Source organism: Ruegeria sp. CG11, assembly GCF_056537245.1.
In genome coordinates, this window is record NZ_JBQFRE010000009.1 from 90,964 (window position 1) to 110,392 (window position 19,429).

The following is a 19,429-nucleotide window of genomic DNA, read 5'->3' on the forward strand; positions in this document are numbered from 1 at the left end:
TAACGCCGCCCTTCGTGTCTTTGGCAATTGACCGGCAGGCCCCGCCTGCGCCAGTATGCGCGCAAAACGAACTTCACTGTTAGAACCACATGTTAAGCCTGTTCGAACCCGACGACGGATCGGTACACGCCATCGCCCCCGGCCTTGACGCAATCCTCAAATGGATCGCCATTTCCATCGAGTTGATGGCAATCTTCATTCTGGTCATCGGGACAATGCGGTTCGTCTGGGGATTTGTGCGCGCCGAACTGAATGGTCAGCTTGACGTCCGAGGGGCGCATCTGGACATAAGGCGGGTCGAGTATGGCCGCTACATTCTGTCGGGACTTGAGGTTTTCATCGTTGCCGACATCATCCATTCGGCTCTGAGCCTTGCGCTCAACGATCTGTTCTTTCTTGCCGTTCTTGTCGCCATCCGCATCGCCGTCAGCTATTTCACCCGGATCGAGGTATGGCACGTCCAACAAACCAAAGACGATCTTGAGGCGGATGGCAAAACCGTCAAACGAGCGAACAAGAACACGTCCGTTCCCTGACGACCCGGTGACCTTGGGCACTATGCGCACACCGTTTCGGGCCGTGTTCCCAGACGTTTCCAACGCGCGCGTCAGGCACTCACCGCAGCCGCTGCAACAGCTTCAAACTGGCATAACCGTCCGGCAGTATGCCCTGCGCCAATTGGTACGCCCGCACGGCTTCGGTCGTGTTTGGCCCGGTGCGTCCGTCGATGCCTTGGGTGTCAAACCCGGCCTCGGTCAGGCGTGTTTGCAGCTCCTTTTTCTCGGTGAAACTCAGCACCCGGTCGCTGCGGGGCCAGTCGGCCTGAAACGGCGCGCGCCCGGCCAGACGGTCGGACAGGTGGCCGATACCGATGACATAGGCGTCGGCGCCGTTATATGTCTCGATCACGCGGAAATTGTCGAAAATCATCAGCGCCACGCCCTGCCCTCCGGCGGGCAAAAGGATGGCGGCTTGCCCATGATCCGGGACCGGGTTGCCGTCACGCCCGACCACACCGCGCGCGGCCCAGTCAGATGGCAACAGCGTGTAATCCCGCTTGGCGGTGGCATAGTCGAACCCCTCGGGCAGGCGTACCTCGACCCCCCAAGGTTGCCCCTTGATCCAGCCGTGCCGCGCCAGATAGGCGGCGGCCGAGGCCAGTGCATCGGTCGGATCATCCGACCAGATATCCCGCCGTCCGTCACCGTCGAAATCCACCGCGTGATCCAGATACGAGGTCGGCATGAACTGCGTATGCCCCATCGCGCCCGCCCAGCTGCCAACCATGTGGCCGGGGCTGACATCTCCGGCCTGAACGATCTGCAATGCGGCGATCAGCTGGGTTTCAAAGAACTGCGCCCGCCGCGCATCAAAGGCCAGAGTGGCCAGCGAACGGATTGTATGATCGCTGCCCCGAAACGTACCGAACGCAGTCTCAAGGCCCCAGATCGCGGTGATAACCTCCTTCTCGACGCCATATTGCGCTTCGATCCGGGCCAGGGTCGCGTGGTGACGGTCCAAACCCGCGCGGCCGTTCGAAATCCGTGTGTCCGAGACGGCGGAATCCAGATACTCCCAGATCGGTTTTGAGAATTCGGCCTGATTGCGGTCGCGTTCGATGATCTTCTTGTCATAGGTCAGACCGGCCAGCGCCTGATCCAGCGTGGCGGCGGAAAGGCCCTGTTCACGCGCCCGGTCCCGAAACGCCCCCAGCCACGCCTGAAACCGCGCGTTTCCTTCGGTCGACACCCGATACTCCATCGCTGAAGGCCGCAGGACCGGTCGCAAAGACACGGTCAAATCGGCCGAGGCCAGCTGAAAGGTCTGAGACCCATCCGCCGTGTTAAGGGATTCCGCCTGCACAATGGATGCCCATAATGCAGCGGCAATAACGCCACTTGTGCATTTACGCATTCCGAAATTCCTGATTACTGCTCGGGTTCAGAATAGCGCAAAATGCGAAATTCACAAAGTGCTCAAACTGAAACTTCTGACGTGCTTGGCGAAACCGGATAAGCTGCTGAGATGACACCGTTTGACGATCCCAAAGTGGCCGCTGCCTATGATGCCTTGCCCAAGGACGCCCGTGACGGCGCGCTGATCCTGCGCGAGCTGATCTTTGACACCGCCGCTTCGTTACCCCATGCGCAACCTCTGCAAGAGGCCCTGCGTTGGGGGCAGCCCGCCTATCTGACGCCGAAGGGTTCTACGATCCGGATCGGCTCGCATAAATCGGCGAGTTTTGCGATATTCGTGCATTGCCAAAGCCGGCTGATGGGCGATTTCACCTCGGCCTTTCCGGGTGAGGATCGACTGGACGGCAACAGGGCCGTCCTGTTCGACGATCCTGCGCAGATCGATCCCACGCGCCACGGGTGGCTGATAGCGCGGGCGCTGACCTATCACCTCTGACGGCGTTTGCGTTCGACCTTGCGTTTGATCTTGTCCTTCTTGCGCTTGGTGCTGACCGCCTTGCGTCGCGTCGACCGCCCTTTCGGGCCACGGCCGCGCGGCAGAGCCTGATCATCGATGGACAGCAATTCCAGTTCCAGCCCGCCGGTGACGGGTGTGGCCTCGGTCAGGCGCACGGTGACGCGCTGGCCGATGGCAATGATTAGCCCGGTGTCCGAACCCATCAACGTTCCCGCCTCACGATCGAAGTGGAAGAACTCGCGCCCCAACGAACGCACGGGCACCAGTCCATCCGCGCCGGTTTCGTCCATCTTCACGAAGGCGCCGAACCGGGCGATGCCGCTGATGCGGCCCGAGAACTCATTGCCCACACGTTCGCTGAGATAGGCAGCTAGGTAGCGGTCTGTCGTGTCCCGTTCCGCCATCATCGACCGGCGCTCGGTGTCCGAAATATGGGTGGCGGTTTCGTCCAGGCGCATAATTTCATCCTCGGTCAACCCGTCCTTGCCCCAGCCATGGGCTGAGATCAGCGCCCTGTGCACGATCAGGTCGGCATAGCGGCGGATGGGTGAGGTGAAATGCGCATAGTTCTGCAGCGCCAGCCCGAAATGGCCGAAGTTTTCAGGATTGTAATAGGCCTGCGCCATCGACCGCAGGGTGGTCAGGTTGATCAGCTCCGCATCCTCGGTTCCCGCAGCCGCATTCAGCAGCGCGTTCAGATGACGGGTTTGCAGCACCTGCCCCTTGGCGAGGTTTAGCCCTGCCGCCTGCGCCGTTTCCCGTAGGCTTTCCAGCTTCTCCGGCGCGGGTTCTTCGTGCACGCGGAACAACAGTGGGCGGCGTTTGGCGATCAGTGTCTCGGCCGCGGCCACGTTGGCGAGGATCATGAATTCCTCGATCAGCTTGTGGGCGTCCAGACGTTCGCGGAAAGCCACGCTCTCGACCTCGCCCTTTTCGCTGAGGACAATCTTGCGCTCCGGCAGGTCCAGTTCCAGCGGCTGCCGCACGGCGCGCGCCTTTTTCAGCGCGGCGTAAGCGGCGTAGAGCGGTTTCAGAACCGGTTCCAACAACGGCCCGGTGCGATCGTTCGGGTTGCTATCGATGGCCTCCTGAACCTCGGCGTAATGCAGCGAGGCGGCAGAGCGCATCAGGCCGCGCACAAATCGGTGGCCGACCTTGTTGCCGTCCGCGTCGATCTGCATCCGCACGGCAATACAGGCCCGCGGGACGCCTTCGTGCAGCGAGCACAGGTCACCCGACAGACGATCCGGCAGCATCGGCACCACGCGATCCGGGAAATAGCTGGAATTGCCGCGCTTGCGCGCCTCGCGATCCAGCGCGGTTCCGGGCTGCACGTATGCGGCCACATCAGCGATGGCGACCCAGATCACATGGCCGCCGGGGTTCTTGGGGTCGTCATCCGCGTGCGCGTAACAGGCATCGTCATGATCCCGCGCATCCGAGGGGTCGATGGTCAGCAGCGGCATGTCGCGCAGATCTTCGCGCCCCTTCAAACCAACGGGTTTAGCTTTGTCAGCCTCGGCAATTACCTTGTCTGGGAAATCGTCAGGTATACCGTGTTGGTGAATGGCGATCAGGGACACGGCCTTCGGCGCCGATGGGTCGCCCAACCGTTCCACGATGCGGGCACGGGGCAGGCCCATGCGGTTTTTTGGCCCGGCCTGTTCGGCTTCGACCAACTCACCGTCTTTGGCACCCAGAACCGCGCCGTCATGGACCAGCCATTCGGTCTGGCCGGTCTTGTCGATGGGTACGATCCGCCCGCCCTCGGCCCCTTTGCGGAAGATACCGACGATCTTGCGCGGGTTGGTCCCGATGCGGCGGATCAGGCGGGCCTCGTAGTTGTGGTCTTCCTCATGCACCACTGTCAGGCGAGCGAGAATACGGTCGCCCTCGCCCAGCGCCGGATCACTGGCACGAGTGATGATTAGGACAATAGGTTCGACCCCTTCGCCGTGCCACTCCAGCGGGCGGGCAAACAGATCGCCATCGGCGTTCGGAGCCTTCACCTGCAACACGCTGACCGGCGGCAGGCGATCCGGGTCGCGATAGCTGCGCTTGCGCTTTTCCAGATGGCCTTCGGCCTCAAGTTCCTTGAGGATACGCTTCAGATCAATCCGGTCAGCGCCCTTGATGCCAAAGGCCTTGGCGATATCGCGTTTCGAGGTCAGGGTGGGGTTCGCCGAGATCCAGTCGAGGACCTCTTGCTTGGTGGGGATGCGAGTCATAATTCCGGCCTAGCACGGGGATGCGACCGCGTCATGACTAAAAAGGATCAGGGTTTCAGATCCGCCAGCGTGTCGACATCGCGCAACTGATCCAGCAAGGTCACGCGCGTGCCGGGGACAGAGGCCAGGGTGTCCGCCAGAGCGTGTTCGGTTGACCAACGGACATCGCGAAACAGGCTCAGCGGAAGTGTACTGTATCGTTGCGCCCCGACCAGCCAATACCCACCGTCCGGTGCAGGGCCGAAGACCATCTGGTCTTGCCCAAGCGCCTTGAAGGCCCTTGCGATGTGCCCGCGCGTGATGCCGGGAATATCCGCGCCGATCAGGCAAACGGGTCCTTTTGGCATGCCGCGCAGCATGCGAGCCATCCGGTGACCCAGATCCCCCCGCCCCTGTGCCGCGCGCGGCAGGTCGGCGGGCCAGATGCGACTGGTCAGCCCCTCTCGATCAGGCGAAACCGCCAGCACGATCTGCCAGCGCGGATCGCGCAATCGCCGGATCAGAGACCGGGTCTGCTGCCGGAACCACCACGCCGCGCCGACCATGCCGATATCGCGGCCCAGCCGGGTTTTCACCCGCCCCGGGCGTGGTTCTTTCACCATGATGACCAGAGTGCGCTGCATCACTCAGGCGAAGTAGTCCCGCAAGATGCGCGTGTAAATCGCCTTGAGCTGTTCGATATGCGCAACCTCGACGCATTCATCCACCTGATGCATCGTGCGGCCTACCAAGCCGAACTCGACCACCGGGCAGTGATCTTTCACAAACCGCGCGTCCGAAGTGCCGCCCGTGGTGGACATCTCGGGCCGGATACCGGTTTCCGCCTCAACGGCCTGCGCCACCAGATCGGACAGCGGGCCGGGCGGGGTCAGGAAGCTTTCACCCGAGATCTTGATGCGCACGCCCACCTCTACCTCATAGGTTTCGGCCACGTTTTGCGCCTCGGCCCGCAGCCATTCGCTGAGGCTTGCGCCCGAGTGCAGATCGTTGAAGCGGATATTCACCGCCCCGTTGCATTGCGCCGGAATCACGTTGGTCGCTTCGTTGCCCGTGTCGATATTCACGACCGCCAGCGTCGAGGCGTCGAAATGGTCCGTACCGTGATCCAGCTCGTGACTGGCCAGTCGGTCCATCAGCCGCGCCATCGCGGGCAGAGGGTTTTTCGCCCGATGCGGATAGGCGGAATGCCCCTGCACGCCGGTCACGGTGAACCATGCGGTCATTGAGCCGCGGCGGCCGATCTTCATCATTTCACCCATCGTATTCGGGCAGGTCGGTTCGCCTACCAGACAGACCGACATCTTCTCATTGGCCTCGGCCATGTAATCCAGCAGCGCCGTGGTGCCGTCCAGCGCGTCGGCCTCTTCATCGCCGGTGATGGTCAGGATCACGGCGCCGTCGGGCGGCGTGTCGCGCACGAAATCCACCGCCGCAGCCGCAAAGGCCGCCACGCCGGATTTCATGTCCGTGGTGCCGCGCCCGTACATCACGCCATCGCGGATTTCGGCGCCAAAGGGCGGCATGGTCCAGGCGGCCTCGTCGCCTACCGGTACGACATCAGTGTGGCCATTGAAGCCAAAGCTGCGCGCGTGGCCCTTTTCGCCCCAGCGTGCAAACAGGTTGCTGATGCCGCCGCGGTCCACACGGGTACAGTCGAACCCCGCATCGGACAGCAATTGTTCTAAAAGAACCAGCGCTCCGCCTTCCTCGGGTGTGACCGATGGGCAACGGGTTAGGGCCGCTGTCAACTCTACCGGATCTGTCATGGCTGCGCCCCTTTGGTTCGTTTGCGTGCACAGATTCAACGAATTGGACCGATTGCCAACCCCCGCCCGCCCAAATCTGAGGGCTTTTTTCCACGTGTTTCGCTTTGTCACCCCAACAAAACACAGGTCTTTACCCCGCGATCACCTTGCCGCAGCGTTCAAATCTGCGTTAGAGCCCCGCCAAACAGGTGATTTGACAATGATACGCGCGCTTTTCGCATTGGTCTGCCTGACCTTTGCCGCTCTTGCACAACAAAGCCAGGCACAGACGCTGAATGTCACCACGGTGACCCGCCCTCCGTTTTCCTATGTCGAAGACGGGGCACAGACCGGGTTTTCCATGGACCTGCTCGAGGCGCTGGCCGAGTCACTGAACTGGGAGTATTCGGTCGATCGGGTCGGGACCTTCAACGACATGCTGGGCGCGGTGCAGGATGGGTCCGCCGATCTGGCCATCGCCAACATCTCGATCACCGCCGCGCGTGAAACGCAGATGGACTTCAGCCAGCCGATTTTCGAGGCCGGGTTGCAGATCATGGTCCCGTCCGAGGCCGCGCGCCAGCCTTCCCTGCTGCATGCGCTGCTGTCGCGTGAATTGTTCATCGCCATCGGTCTGGCCTTTGCGCTTTTGCTGGGCGGCGGGATGTTGATGTGGACGTTTGAGCGCCGCTCGCAGCCCTATTTTGACCGTAAGCTGAAAGAGGCCTGGTTCCCGTCCTTCTGGTGGGCACTGAACCTGGTGGTGAATGGCGGGTTCGAAGAACGGATGCCGCGCACCCCCTTCGGCCGCCTGTTGGGTGTGGTTCTGGTGGTCTCGTCCCTGTTCATCGTGTCGGTATTCACGGCGCGCATCACCTCGGTCATGACGGTGGATGCGATCAGCGGCAGCGTCAATTCGGTCAACGATCTGTATGGCAAGCAGGTGGGTACGATCACGGATTCCACCGCCGCCAGTTTCCTGAACCGGCGCGAGATTGAATTCACCGGGTATTCCGGCCTTGATGAGATGCTGGCCGCTTTCAAGGAAAAGGATCTGGATGCCGTGGTTTTCGACGCCCCGATCCTGTCCTATTACGCCGCCCACGAAGGTCGCCGGATCGCTGCGATGACCGGCGGCATCTTCCTGCGCGAAAGCTACGGGATCGCCTTCCCGACCGGCTCACCTCTGGTCGAGGACGTCAATCAAGCACTACTAAAACTGCGCGAAGACGGCACCTATGACGAGATTTACCGCAAGTGGTTCGGCGTGCGGAACTAAGCCTGTTCCTCATCGCCGAAAAACGGCGTCATCTGCGCAACGATCACTGCGTTTTCATCCAGCGCCCGTTGCATCAGCGCCCGCTCGTCCGGGTCAATGTCATGGCCCTGCGCCTCGCGCTCGGCGAGGGTGCCATAGCCGGTGACATCCAGCGGCGCCGTATCGGCCTGCTTCAGAATAGCTACGGTTTCGCGCACGGCCTCGGCCTCGTCCACGCCGCTGGCAAAACACATCAGCGCCGCCCCGGTCGCGCCTTCGGGCAGGCCGTCGCCGTCTTTGCGGCCGATCTGCACAAGCAGGGTATAAACCTGCTGACGAGAGGGTTTCTTTTGCTTTTCCATGTTGGGGGCCATAGCCGCACGTTCGCGCCCGGTCAAGCGGTCGGGAATTGCAGGTCCGAAGCTTCACCTTCATAGTGCCGTGACCCAGACCGCAAAGGACCTTTCCATGACGTACCCAGATTTCATCACCGACTTCCCCAGCCTCGACGTGCCCTTCCCCGAGGACGTGGTGCAATCAGCGGTGATCCGGTCGGATGCGGGGCTGGTGGCCTTCTTCACCTTCCTCAAGGATTTCGAACTGCCCGCGCATTCGCACAAGGCGCAATGGGGCACGGTGATTGAGGGCGAGGTGGAACTGACCATCGGGGATGAGACCAAAACCTATCGCCCCGGCGACAGCTATTCGATCCCCTCCGGCGTCGAACATGGCGGCAAGATCAAGGCCGGAACACGAGTGATCGACGTGTTCGAGGAACCCGACCGCTATCCGGTCAAAGGGTAACAAAAAAGGCCGCAGCATTGCGCCGCGGCCTGTTTTATTTGATCTGCGGCCCAATCAGTCGCGCAGCAGCTCGTTGATCCCTGTTTTCGAGCGGGTCTTCTCGTCCACCCGCTTCACGATCACGGCGCAATACAGGCTGACATTGTTCTTGGACGGCATCGAACCGGCAACAACCACCGAGTAGGGCGGCACTTCGCCATACATGACTTCGCCGGTTTCGCGGTCGACGATCTTGGTCGACTTGCCGATGAAAACACCCATGCCCAGAACCGAGCCTTCGCGGACGATGCAGCCCTCAACCACTTCGGAGCGGGCCCCGATAAAGCAGTTGTCTTCGATGATGGTCGGGCCTGCCTGCATCGGCTCCAGCACACCGCCGATACCGACGCCGCCCGACAGGTGGACGTTCTTACCGATCTGCGCACAGGACCCCACGGTGGCCCATGTATCAACCATGGTGCCTTCGTCGACATAGGCGCCCAGGTTTACAAAAGACGGCATCAGCACCACGCCCGGCGCGATATAGGCCGACTTGCGCACCACACAGTTGGGAACCGCGCGGAAGCCAGCGGCTTGCCACTGGTTCTCACCCCAACCGGCAAACTTGCTGTCCACCTTATCCCACCAGCCGCCAGCCTGCGGGCCGCCGTTCTGGATTTCCATATCCTTGATGCGGAAGCCCAGCAGAACCGCTTTCTTGGCCCACTGATTCACGTGCCAATCACCGCTCTCCAGCTTTTCGGCAACCCGCAGCGAGCCGCTGTCCAGCGCGTTCAGCGTATCTTCGATCGCTTCACGGGTCTCGCCGGTGGTGGCGGGGGTGATGGTGTCGCGCGCCTCCCAGGCGGCTTCGATGGCGGCTTCCAGTTGCGCGTTGGACATGTGAGGGCTCCCTGCAGAATCTGTTCACGTTGGTGTTGCCTATACGCAAGCGAAGGACTGGCCGCAATGCGACGCTGAACGCGCGCTTTGCGGCTGTTTGCTGCGGTTTTATGCGCCCAGAGGGTCCGGAGAGATATTGCCGCCGCAGATCAGCACCGCCACGCGCTCACCCGGTTCCGGCTGGTAAGCCCCGGAAAGCAGAGCTGCGAGGGCCGTCGCGCCAGCCGGTTCCACAAGGATTCGATGCGCTTGCCATAGCCGCTGCTGCGCCTCGGCAATGGCCTCATCCCTCACCAGAACCGAAGACATCCCCTGCGCCAGACCGAAACAGATCGAGCCAATCCGCCGCGCGCCCAGCGCGTTGGCAGCAATGCCCGAGACGGTCACATCCACCGGCTCACCCGCCTGCAAGGCCGCGTTCAGCGCGCAGGAGGTTTCGGGTTCGACGGCTACAACCTTACGCGCGCCCTGAAACCAGCCCAGCGCCCCGGCGATCAACCCGCCGCCGCCAACCGCGATCAGAACCGTATCGGCCTGCAGGCCCTGCTCCTCCCACTCGGCAAAGCAGGTGCCCTGCCCGGCCACGGTGGCGGGCGCGTCATAGGCGTGGATCTGCATCGCGCCCGTCGACTCTTCGTGCTGCTGCGCGCTGGTCAGCGCATTGGCATATTCGCCGGGCACCACGCTCAGATTGGCACCGGTCTGTTCGATCAGGGCGATTTTGGACGGCCCCGCAATTTCCGGCACGAAGATTTTCGCCGGATAACCCAAGGACCGCGCCGCAAAGGCCGCCGCCGCACCATGATTACCCCCGGAAGCTGCCACGACACCCGCTTCGGGCACATCCATGCTGAGCAACGTGTTGAACGCCCCGCGCGCCTTGAAACTGCCGGTATGCTGCAAGTGCTCTAGCTTCATTTCGACCGGGTAATCCAGCCCCAAGGCCGTGCTCTCCATTACCGGTGTCACCTGCGCATAACCGGTGATCCGGTCGGCGGCTGCTGAAATTTCGCTCTTCCAATTCATTGTTGTTCTTCCGTGACTGGCGCTCTGGCCGCGAACCCTATAGCTGTTTTAGGAACACGCAAGCAGGGAACCATCACCCATGAGAGAAGACCGCCTCAGCCCCTTCCGCGACGCACAGACCGACCGCTCGACCGCAAGCGAGGTGCCGGACACGCCGCAGACACGCTCACCCGCGTATCGCCTTGCCTTTGCCGATGACGATTTCCTGTGCCGGGATGAGTTGCGTCCGGTGCGCCTGCAACTGGAATTGCTGAAGCCCGAGATGATCATGACTGAGCGTGAGATCACCTCGACCATCGTCATGTTCGGCGGCGCGCGTATTCCGGAACCGTCGCAGAAACACACGGCGCGGACGGACACGCTGGCAGGACTGTCAAAATACTATGACGAGGCGCGGGAATTCGCCCGGCTGATGACCGAGAAATCCAATGAAACCGGCTGCCGCGAGAATGTCATCGTCACCGGCGGTGGCCCCGGCGTGATGGAGGCCGGGAACCGCGGCGCGCAGGATGCGGGCGGCTGTTCGATCGGCCTGAACATCGTGTTGCCGCATGAACAGGCACCGAACGAATTTGTGACCCCGGAGCTCAGCTTCAACTTCCACTATTTTGCCATTCGCAAGATGCACTTCCTGATGCGCGCCCGCGCCATCACCATCTTTCCCGGCGGGTTTGGCACGATGGATGAGCTGTTCGAATCCCTCACACTGATCCAGACCGGCCGGATGGAACGCGTACCCTTCCTGCTGTTCGGGCGCGCGTTTTGGGAAAAGGTCATCAACTGGGAAGCTCTGGCCGACGCAGGCACGATCTCGGACGAAGACCTTGACCTGTTCCGCTTTGTCGACACCGCACAAGAGGCGGTCGATATCATCGAGAACTGGGAACCCGCCCCGCCCCGCGACGAAATTCCGGGGCGCTGAAGGATGGCACCAAAGACCGGAGAGATGCTGCATCTGCGCGGCAATGCGTTGAACGCGGGAGACCCCGTGGCGCTGCCGCTGACCCAAAGCAGCATGTTCCACCTGCCCGGTGCGCCGGATGGCCTGCCCACCTATGGCCGGGTCGACAACCCCACGTGGCAGCATCTGGAACACGTTCTGGCCCATCTGGAGGACGCGCCTTGCCTGACCTTCCCGTCGGGCATGGGGGCAATTTCGGCGGCTTTATTTGCGGCCTTGAAATCCGGATCGCGCCTTCTGATCCCGTCGGATGGGTATTACGTCACGCGGGTATTGGCCGACCGGTTTCTGTCCGGGCTGGGTGTTTCGGTCACCGAACGCCCGACAACCACGTTTACTGAAGGCGGGTTTGACGGCTTCGATGTGGTTTTTGTCGAAAGCCCCTCGAACCCCGGGCTGGACATGTTGGACCTGCCGGCCATCGCCTCGGCTGTACGCGCCGCCGGGGGCATCACGATTGCCGACAACACGACCCTAACGCCGCTGGGCCAGCGTCCGCTGGATCTGGGTATCGACGTGGTGGTGGCCTCCGATACCAAAGCCATGGGTGGGCATTCCGACTTGCTGATGGGCCATGTGGCCAGCCGTAACCCACAGATCATGGAACGGGTTGAGGAATGGCGGAGGGTTTCCGGCGCGATCCCCGGCCCGCATGAGGCCTGGTTGCTGCATCGCGGGTTGGAAACGCTGGACGTGCGCTTTGACCGGATGTGTTGCTCGGCGCAGGTGCTGGCCGGACGACTGACGCAGCACCCGGCTGTGAAACACATCCGTTATCCCGGCCTGCCCGGCGACCCCTCGCATACGCTGGCCAAGGCGCAGACTTCACGGTTCGGCTTCCTGCTGTCGATCACGCTGGAATCGGAAGACAAGGCTGAAACCTTCATCAATGCCTGTCCGATGCTGCGCCCCGCCACCTCCTTTGGCGGCGTCCACAGTTCCGCCGAGCGTCGAGCGCGGTGGGGTGACGATGTCGACCCCGCATTCATCCGTCTGTCGGTCGGGTGCGAGCCGGTGGAAGAGCTGTGGCACGCGATAGAGGCCAGCCTGAACGCGCTGTGATCACTTCTTGGGCGCACGCAGTTCCTTGAAAACGTAGATCGGCAGCACCACGCTGGCGATCAGCGCCCCCAGCCAAACCAGCAGCGTTGCGGCCAGCAGGTTGGAAATCCCGCCAATCGTCAGCCCGTTGGTCACCAGATCGGTGACCAGCAAACCCACGAACGTCACGATCAGCGCGATACCGCCCTTGATCGAGGGCGCTCTTTTCTCACCCAGCTTCAGGATCAAAGGTTCGGCAATCCACTGCACCAGCGTGAAGACAATCACCACCACGATGAATGAGATTGGCCGGATCGCAAATTCCGGCAACAATAGTGCCGCCAACAACAATCCGATAGCATTCCCGGCGAGCAGGGCCAGAATGGACTTCAATCTGCGTGTCATTGGGGTCTCCGTCAGCGATCACTTGAAAACATGCATATGTTAACAGGCCCGCAGGAATTTGCGAGCGGTTTCAAAAGCCTCTTCCTTTTGGCCCCTTGAAAACGCATGATAAAACCCATCCTGTTCAGCCCGACCTGCGAGAGGTGAGATGAGCGACGATCCCTATTCCGCCCTTGGCGTCACCAAAGACGCCAGCGATGCCGAGATCAAAAAGGCCTATCGGCGCATCGCCAAGGAATGCCACCCCGACCTGAAACCCGGCGACGCCGAGGCCGAAGCCAAGTTCAAGGCCGCAGCCGCCGCCTATGACCTGCTGAAAGACCCGGAAAAGCGGGGGCAATATGACCGGGGCGAGATCGACGCCTCGGGTCAGGAGCGCCCCCAGAAGCAATATTACCGCGACTATGCCGAAGCCGCAGGGAACCCCTATCGCGGGCGTCAGGCAGACCCGGACGACATGTCCGACATTTTCGCCGAGTTCATGCGTGGTCGAGGTGGCTATGGCCAACGCACACAGGAATTTCACGCGCCGGGGCACAATCGCGCCTACAGTCTGCAGATCAGCTTCTTGGATGCGGTGTTCGGCGCCAGCCAGAAACTGACTCTGCCCGATGGAGACCGGATCGAGGTGAAAATCCCCGCCGGTATCACTGACGGCCAGACCATCCGCCTGCGCGGCAAGGGCGATCCGGGCTTTGGTGAAGGCCCGCCGGGCGACGCGCTGGTCACGGTCTCGGTCGCGAAACACCCGGTCTTTGATCGTCAGGGCGATGACATCCACATCACCCTGCCGATCACGATTGATGAGGCCATTCTGGGCGGCAAAGTGCCCGCGCCAACTATCGACGGCGACGTCAATGTCAGCGTTCCGGCCGGCACCAGCAGCGGCAAGACCCTGCGCCTGCGGGGCAAGGGGGTTAAGAAACGGGGCTCAACCGAACGCGGCGATCAGCTGATCGAACTGACCATCACGATGCCCGACCAGATCGACGACGAGTTGAAGCAGTTTATGGAAACATGGCGCGAAGACCACAGCTATGATCCGCGCAAAGGAATGCCGTCATGAGCCTGACCGAAGAGCAACTGATCGCAACCGTCACCCGCCTGACTTCGGCCCGGCTGACCGAATATCTGGCCGCCGAGATCGTGATCCCCGAACAAACCGATGAGGGTCTGGTCTATCACAGCCTCGATGTCGCCCGCCTGGAACTGGCCTGCGAGCTGCATGACCAGTACGAGATGGAACCGGATGCGCTGTCTATGATGATCTCTCTGATCGACCAGATGCACGGGTTGCGCGCCGAACTGCGCGAGGTCCTGAACGCGGTCGAGGCGCAGCCCGACCCCGTTCGCAAGCAACTAATCGAGGTCATAGGCACAGCGCGGTTCCGTCGCAGATAACGGGCTTTTGGACTCGGGGTCTTTGCCGTAAAAGGCCGCCTTGATCCAAAACCCGGTATGACCATGACCCAGTCCAGATCCGAACTGCTGATGCCTGCGGGCAATCTGCGCAAACTGAAACTCGCCATCCTCTACGGGGCGGATGCGGTGTATCTGGGTACGCCGGACATGTCGCTGCGCACGAAATCCGAGTTTTCGCTGGACGAGGTGATCGAAGGGGTCGAATTCTGTCACCAGCACGGGCGGCGCGCCTATCTGACGCTGAACCTGTTTTCGCACAACAAGGACATCCCGAAGCTGGACGAATATATCGACACGGTCCGCAAGGTGAAGCCCGACGGGCTGATCATCGCCGACCCCGGCGTATTCCAATATGTGCGCGAACGGGCACCCGAACTGCCGCTGCACATCTCGACCCAGGCCAATATCTGTTCTTGGCTGTCGGTGAAGTTCTGGCAGGACCAAGGGGCCGAACTGGTGGTTCTGGCGCGCGAGGTCTCCTACCCCGAACTGGTCGAGATCCGCGAGAAATGCCCCGACATCAAGCTTGAGGCCTTTGTTCACGGCGCCATGTGCATGACCTATTCGGGCCGCTGCCTGCTGTCGAACTTCATGGCTGAGCGTGGCGCCAATCAGGGCAACTGCGCCAATTCCTGCCGCTGGAACTATGGCCTGAAGCTGCGCCTCAAGGACGGAACCCATCAGGAGCTGCGCATCACCGAAGAAAATGCCGACCTGTTCGAATTTCTGTTGGAGGAAGGCTGCCGCCCCGGTGACCTGATGCCGATCGAAGAGGATGATCGGGGATCATACATCCTGAACTCGCGCGACCTGTGCATCATGCCCAAGCTGGATGAGTACCTGAAGATCGGTGTCGACAGCCTCAAGGTCGAAGGGCGCGGCAAGTCCGAATATTACGCCGCCATTGTCGCCCGCGCCTATCGCATGGCCATTGATGACTATCACGCCGACCCCGAGAGCTGGGACCCCAAGCCTTACATGCGCGAACTCGAAACCGTCGGGAACCGCGGCTATACGCTGGCCTTCCACGAAGGGCGGCTGACCAACTATTCCCACGACTACGAGCACACGGCATCCATCGCCCAATGGGAATATGCCGGGATCGTCACCGAGGTCACCGAAGATGCGTTTCTGGTCGAGGTGAAGAACAAGCTGGAACCGGGTGACGTGCTGGATTTCGTCTCACCCATCTCACGCGACACGGTTCTGCTGCGGGTCTATGATTTCGAACGCGCCCATGACGGCGCGCGGCTGGACGTGGTGCATGGCAGCACGAAGACCGTCATCCGCCTGCCCTTCACCCTGTTCGATCACGAAGACATCGACGACCTGCGTGCCCGTTTCCCGGTCTATTCCGTCCTGCGCAAGGAACGCGCCCTGACCGACGAACACTGGAGCCGCATCCGGTTCGACAAGCTGGTACAGGGGCTTGAGACCTCGGGCCGTGACAATCCAAAGGCCTATGAACGCCGCCGCGACGAGCTGGTGGAAAAGATCGGCGAGGACGGCAACGAACGCCGCTTCAAGACCAACCGCATCGGCACCGAGGGCTGTTGTGGCAAAGGCTGCAATGGCTGTCTGATCTTCTGGCAAGACGAGAAATACGCGCTGGCCCGCGAGGTGCTGTCGAAACGCAAACAGGGCGAGCAACTCAGCCGCCGTGAAGCCACGGCGCTGAAACTGCCTGATGAGGCCGTCTGACGTTAGTTCCCGGCGATGTAGTCTTCGGGAACAAAGAACGTGTAATCACGGTCGGCGACTGCCTCGTGACACTCATGGCAATAACCGACCGCTGAGGCGCGGAACCCCATCGTATCACCGAACAAAGACCCGTCCGGTAGCACCATGATATAGCGCCAATCGGCCGTGTCGGGGCTGGCGCCTTCGGCCAGCTTCTCCATCACGAACAGGGCGCCGGGATGAACGTTGCCCTGATCCGTGACAGTCACGCTGTCCTTGGCCAGGACTGAGCCTTTGGGCAGCTTTTCGCCCTCTTGCAAGGTGCCGTAGTTATGCGCCATGCGATTAGCATAGCTGTTAACGTAACGCTGGCCATGGGTGGCAGATATATAGGGTGCATCATTGAACAGCGGCCAGCTTTGGTAATTCAACAACTCATCCAATTGCGCAGCACCATACCCGCGCGCCATACGCCGTTGCAGCGACTTGTAAATCTGCAACGCCTCGTCCTTCGACAAATCTGCCGGATTTTCAATGGCGATATGCGCGTCCTCGCCGGTGGATTGCGCAGCCGTTTGAGGGGCGGAAATGCCCGAAAACACCAACGCTGCAAGGAAAATCGAAAACAGTCTCAATAATCGTAACAACATAGAGATGGCCTACCTGGTTTATAAGGTTCGCCTGAACGCTGCCGGTCATGCCTAAAATAAGATAGCGGCCCTGAACAAACGCGCCACGACCGGAGAGCGGCTTTCACCGCTTTGTGCGCAAGAGTGAAATGCGCCCATCCCGCCTTGACGGTCGAAATATATCAAATTTTGCATTCAAAAAACAGCGGGCCAAACATTAATTTATTGTCGCCCACTGCGATACAATCGAACGGATCAGCTTTGCAGCCCGGCTTCGGCCTCGATCTGTTTGCGCGATTTACGGGCGCGTTCGGTGGCCGATTTCAACTGACCACAGGCCGCCATGATATCCTCGCCGCGGGTTTTGCGGATGGGTGAGGCATAGCCCGCCTGATAGATAATGTTCGCAAATGCCCGGATACGGTTGTTCGAGCTGCGCTTATAGGGCGCGCCCGGCCATTCGTTGAAGGGAATCAGGTTGATCTTGGCCGGAATGTTGTGACGCTTGATGTGGTCGATCAGGCGATGCGCGTCCTCGTCACTGTCGTTCACGCCATCCAGCATCACGTATTCAAAGGTGATCCGCTCGGAATTCGAGGCTTTGGGATAGCTGGCCAGCGCCTGCAGCAGTTCCTCGATGTTCCAGCGCTTGTTGATCGGCACCAGCACGTCACGGGTTTCATCCGTGGTGGCATGGAAGGAGATCGCCAACAGACAACCGATTTCTTCTGCCGTGCGCGCAATTTCAGGCACCACGCCCGAGGTCGACAGCGTGATCCGACGGCGCGACAGGGAAATCCCCTCGGGGTCCATGGCGATTTTCATCGCGTCGCGGACGTTTTCGAAATTGTAAAGCGGCTCGCCCATGCCCATCAGAACGATATTCGACAGCAGCCGGGTTTCGTCCTTGGGCGCCCCGGGCGTGGGCCATTCGTCAAGATCGTCGCGGGCCATCATCACCTGCCCGACAATCTCGGCCGCCGTCAGGTTGCGCACCAGTTTCTGCGTGCCCGTATGGCAGAAGGAACAGGTCAGCGTGCAGCCGACCTGAGACGAGATGCACAGCGTGCCGCGATCCTCTTCGGGGATATAGACCACCTCGACCTCGTGCCCGCCGGCGATACGGCACAGGTATTTGCGGGTGCCGTCTTCCGAGACCTGACGGGTCACCACTTCGGGGATTTCGATCACGAAATTCTCGGCCAGTTGCGCGCGATAGGCTTTGGCCAGATTGGTCATCTCGGCAAAGTCACGCACGCCCCATTGATAGATCCACTGCCAGATCTGGCCTGTGCGCATCTTGGCCTGCTTTTCCGGCGTGCCGTGTTGGATCAGGACCTCGCGCAGTTGGTCGCGGGTCAGGCCGACAAGGTTAATCTTCCCCTCGGGCAATTTGCGGGGGATGGTCATGACGTCTTGAGTGATCGGCGCTTTGGGCGACATGGGGCTATCTCAACGGATTCTGGCTTGGGATGCGCCTCTATATAGGAACATCCGCAAAGATCAAAAGGAATCGTACCGATCAATCGGCAAAGCGCAGCAATTCATCCACACGCGCACGACCCAGATCGACCCTGCACGACGTGATCGCGATACCGGTTCCCGACCCTCCGCCGTATGAGGCGCCGATGGCCTCGCATTGCGCATCCCTGTAGCTTTCCCAAGCCGATTGCGCGGCCTCCAATGCGGGCTGCGCAACGATGCGCCCCGTGACATCATCCAATTCTTTGGCGGCCTGCATGGCAAAGCCGTAACTTTCTTCCAGCGCCTGAGCGACCCGGTTCTCCATTGCGCCAACGCAAGACCCGATTTCGACCTGCGATCCTGCGTCTGAGCACTCTAACGTCGGGTCCGCCAAAGCCGCGGATGACAACAACAGTAAAAGCAAGACGTGGCGCATAGTTCATTCCCGGCTGAGGTTTTGTGCGAGGCCACGATACCACGTCATCGGCGAAGCCCCCAAATACAGATCGGCTGCACCGACCAAGCCGGTGCGGCCAAATTCAGATTTTCCGGATTAGACGAAACCCCTCAGATGCCCGCAGGCAGGATATCGCAATCCGCAGCATCCAGCGTTTTCACCGGATCTTCCGGGCCGCACTGCTCACCCGAGACCGGGTAGGTGTCGGCATCTTTTTCACAGGCGCTCAGGAACATGGCGGCGGTCATCATGAAGGCGACAATGGTTTTGTTCAGCATGGGCAAGCTCCTTCCTTGTCTCTGAACTGATTAGTTCAGAAAGGTCGGTCGCTCACTTTGATACGGATCAATTTTTCAGGCAGACGTGGCGTCAAGCGAACGTGTTTTGCACAAAAGAAAACCCCGCCGGATGACGGAGTTTCGCGTGTCTGCGGAAAAAGATCAGTTCGTGCAGCGTTTTTGGGCGTCTTCCAGCGCTGCGGTGAATCCCAGCAACGAGAACGTGTCCTTGGTCTGCGTGCCGCGTTCGGACCGGGCCGTCACCACCGCCTCGGTGCCCTTTTTCATGGCCTCGATCACTTTGGGTTCCTGACCTTGGGTCGCGGGCCAGGCCCATTCGCCGTCAGTGATGAACTCAAACTCCTGATCTTCGATCCGGACATTGACCGAAGACCCGGCTGCAAACGGGTAACCGCCGGTAAACGACACCTGACCGGCGACGTTTTCGCTGGGCCGGAAAACCACAAACAGCAGAATGTCACTGCGTCGCACCGATACCACGCGTCCACCGCGCGTGTTGACGGTTTCGTCGGGGGTCGCCACGCTCCAGCATTCGGTGGGATCTTCTTCGACGAACACGCTCCAATCCGTCTTGGCAGCCACACGATTGGTGCTGGACGCCTGTTGAGCGGTTGCAGTTGTGGCCATCCCTGCCACGCACAGGCCCGCGATCACACGGACGAGTTTCGATCCCATCTGTCCAGCCTCCTAGCTCG

At 60.9% G+C, this 19,429-nt stretch carries 22 protein-coding genes; 9 read left to right on the forward strand and 13 right to left on the reverse strand.

From position 1 onward, the window contains the following. The first annotated feature begins 89 nt into the window (after positions 1–89). The gene (locus ACR0KW_RS17200; RefSeq protein WP_480806102.1) at positions 90–536 is read left to right on the forward strand and encodes a DUF1622 domain-containing protein; all 447 of its coding nucleotides are present in this window, start codon (positions 90–92) and stop codon (positions 534–536) included. A 79-nt stretch (positions 537–615) separates the two neighbouring features. On the opposite strand, the gene ACR0KW_RS17205 is transcribed toward ACR0KW_RS17200, so the two are convergent. After that, positions 616–1,914: a lytic murein transglycosylase gene (locus tag ACR0KW_RS17205; RefSeq protein WP_480806103.1), complete on the reverse strand. Its 1,299-nt coding sequence runs from the start codon at positions 1,912–1,914 to the stop codon at positions 616–618. A 111-nt stretch (positions 1,915–2,025) separates the two neighbouring features. Between ACR0KW_RS17205 and ACR0KW_RS17210 the strand changes: the two genes are divergently transcribed. After that, complete coding sequence (locus tag ACR0KW_RS17210; RefSeq protein ID WP_480806104.1) at positions 2,026–2,412, forward strand: DUF1801 domain-containing protein; 387 nt, start codon at positions 2,026–2,028, stop codon at positions 2,410–2,412. On the opposite strand, the gene rnr is transcribed toward ACR0KW_RS17210, so the two are convergent. Genes rnr through dapE form a run of 3 tightly spaced genes read right to left on the reverse strand, consistent with a single transcriptional unit; the run spans position 2,403 to position 6,427 of the window. Then, on the reverse strand, positions 2,403–4,661 hold the full coding sequence (gene rnr, locus ACR0KW_RS17215) for a ribonuclease R (RefSeq protein ID WP_480806105.1): 2,259 nt from the start codon (positions 4,659–4,661) through the stop codon (positions 2,403–2,405). The two genes, ACR0KW_RS17210 and rnr, sit on opposite strands and share 10 nt — an antisense overlap. 47 nt (positions 4,662–4,708) lie before the next feature. Continuing rightward, a complete protein-coding gene (locus ACR0KW_RS17220) occupies positions 4,709–5,284 on the reverse strand; it encodes a TIGR04282 family arsenosugar biosynthesis glycosyltransferase (protein ID WP_480806106.1) in 576 nt (191 codons plus the stop codon). Between the two features lie 3 nt (positions 5,285–5,287). Next, complete coding sequence (gene dapE, locus ACR0KW_RS17225) at positions 5,288–6,427, reverse strand: succinyl-diaminopimelate desuccinylase (RefSeq protein ID WP_480806107.1); 1,140 nt, start codon at positions 6,425–6,427, stop codon at positions 5,288–5,290. Positions 6,428–6,626: 199 nt separating this feature from the next. Here dapE and ACR0KW_RS17230 point away from each other — a divergent pair, with 199 nt between their 5' ends. Further along, on the forward strand, positions 6,627–7,685 hold the full coding sequence (locus tag ACR0KW_RS17230; protein WP_480806108.1) for a transporter substrate-binding domain-containing protein: 1,059 nt from the start codon (positions 6,627–6,629) through the stop codon (positions 7,683–7,685). Here the strand turns inward: ACR0KW_RS17230 and ACR0KW_RS17235 are convergent. After that, a complete protein-coding gene (locus ACR0KW_RS17235) occupies positions 7,682–8,026 on the reverse strand; it encodes a hypothetical protein (protein WP_170328148.1) in 345 nt (114 codons plus the stop codon). The two genes, ACR0KW_RS17230 and ACR0KW_RS17235, sit on opposite strands and share 4 nt — an antisense overlap. 106 nt (positions 8,027–8,132) lie before the next feature. On the opposite strand from ACR0KW_RS17235, the gene ACR0KW_RS17240 reads away from it, so the two are divergent. Next, positions 8,133–8,468, forward strand: coding sequence for a cupin domain-containing protein (locus ACR0KW_RS17240; protein ID WP_480806109.1), 336 nt, complete (start codon positions 8,133–8,135; stop codon positions 8,466–8,468). Positions 8,469–8,522: 54 nt separating this feature from the next. On the opposite strand, the gene dapD is transcribed toward ACR0KW_RS17240, so the two are convergent. After that, positions 8,523–9,350 carry a 2,3,4,5-tetrahydropyridine-2,6-dicarboxylate N-succinyltransferase gene (dapD, locus tag ACR0KW_RS17245; protein ID WP_480642537.1) on the reverse strand — a complete coding sequence of 276 codons (828 nt, stop codon included), beginning with the start codon at positions 9,348–9,350 and terminating at the stop codon, positions 8,523–8,525. A 108-nt stretch (positions 9,351–9,458) separates the two neighbouring features. Beyond that, positions 9,459–10,376 (reverse strand): threonine/serine dehydratase, encoded by a 918-nt coding sequence (locus ACR0KW_RS17250; RefSeq protein WP_480806110.1) that lies wholly within the window; start codon positions 10,374–10,376, stop codon positions 9,459–9,461. Positions 10,377–10,455: 79 nt separating this feature from the next. Here ACR0KW_RS17250 and ACR0KW_RS17255 point away from each other — a divergent pair, with 79 nt between their 5' ends. Together ACR0KW_RS17255 and ACR0KW_RS17260 are read left to right on the forward strand one after the other, a co-directional pair. Further along, positions 10,456–11,298, forward strand: coding sequence for an LOG family protein (locus tag ACR0KW_RS17255; protein ID WP_480806111.1), 843 nt, complete (start codon positions 10,456–10,458; stop codon positions 11,296–11,298). A 3-nt stretch (positions 11,299–11,301) separates the two neighbouring features. Next, positions 11,302–12,399, forward strand: coding sequence for a cystathionine gamma-lyase (locus tag ACR0KW_RS17260; protein ID WP_480806112.1), 1,098 nt, complete (start codon positions 11,302–11,304; stop codon positions 12,397–12,399). Here the strand turns inward: ACR0KW_RS17260 and ACR0KW_RS17265 are convergent, their stop codons facing one another. Then, positions 12,400–12,783 (reverse strand): hypothetical protein, encoded by a 384-nt coding sequence (locus tag ACR0KW_RS17265; RefSeq protein WP_480806113.1) that lies wholly within the window; start codon positions 12,781–12,783, stop codon positions 12,400–12,402. 148 nt (positions 12,784–12,931) lie between these two features. On the opposite strand from ACR0KW_RS17265, the gene ACR0KW_RS17270 reads away from it, so the two are divergent. From ACR0KW_RS17270 to ACR0KW_RS17280, 3 genes are all read left to right on the forward strand, one after another. After that, positions 12,932–13,849, forward strand: coding sequence for a DnaJ C-terminal domain-containing protein (locus ACR0KW_RS17270; RefSeq protein WP_480806114.1), 918 nt, complete (start codon positions 12,932–12,934; stop codon positions 13,847–13,849). Then, entirely contained in the window at positions 13,846–14,184 is a 339-nt protein-coding gene (locus ACR0KW_RS17275; RefSeq protein WP_170328048.1) for a chaperone modulator CbpM, read from the forward strand. The genes ACR0KW_RS17270 and ACR0KW_RS17275 overlap by 4 nt, the downstream gene beginning before the upstream one ends. 63 nt (positions 14,185–14,247) lie before the next feature. Then, positions 14,248–15,906: a U32 family peptidase gene (locus ACR0KW_RS17280; protein ID WP_480806115.1), complete on the forward strand. Its 1,659-nt coding sequence runs from the start codon at positions 14,248–14,250 to the stop codon at positions 15,904–15,906. 2 nt (positions 15,907–15,908) lie between these two features. On the opposite strand, the gene ACR0KW_RS17285 is transcribed toward ACR0KW_RS17280, so the two are convergent. The 5 genes from ACR0KW_RS17285 to ACR0KW_RS17305 form a co-directional block, all read right to left on the reverse strand. After that, positions 15,909–16,535, reverse strand: coding sequence for a cytochrome P460 family protein (locus ACR0KW_RS17285; protein ID WP_480806116.1), 627 nt, complete (start codon positions 16,533–16,535; stop codon positions 15,909–15,911). Positions 16,536–16,769: 234 nt separating this feature from the next. Further along, positions 16,770–17,957, reverse strand: coding sequence for a dual-specificity RNA methyltransferase RlmN (gene rlmN, locus ACR0KW_RS17290; protein WP_480806117.1), 1,188 nt, complete (start codon positions 17,955–17,957; stop codon positions 16,770–16,772). Positions 17,958–18,036: 79 nt separating this feature from the next. Then, the gene (locus ACR0KW_RS17295) at positions 18,037–18,414 is read right to left on the reverse strand and encodes a lysozyme inhibitor LprI family protein (RefSeq protein WP_480806118.1); all 378 of its coding nucleotides are present in this window, start codon (positions 18,412–18,414) and stop codon (positions 18,037–18,039) included. 131 nt (positions 18,415–18,545) lie between these two features. Beyond that, positions 18,546–18,713, reverse strand: a complete 168-nt coding sequence (locus tag ACR0KW_RS17300; RefSeq protein ID WP_170447168.1) for a hypothetical protein — start codon at positions 18,711–18,713, stop codon at positions 18,546–18,548. A 162-nt stretch (positions 18,714–18,875) separates the two neighbouring features. Continuing rightward, a complete protein-coding gene (locus tag ACR0KW_RS17305) occupies positions 18,876–19,409 on the reverse strand; it encodes an invasion associated locus B family protein (RefSeq protein WP_170328042.1) in 534 nt (177 codons plus the stop codon). Positions 19,410–19,429 lie beyond the last annotated feature (20 nt).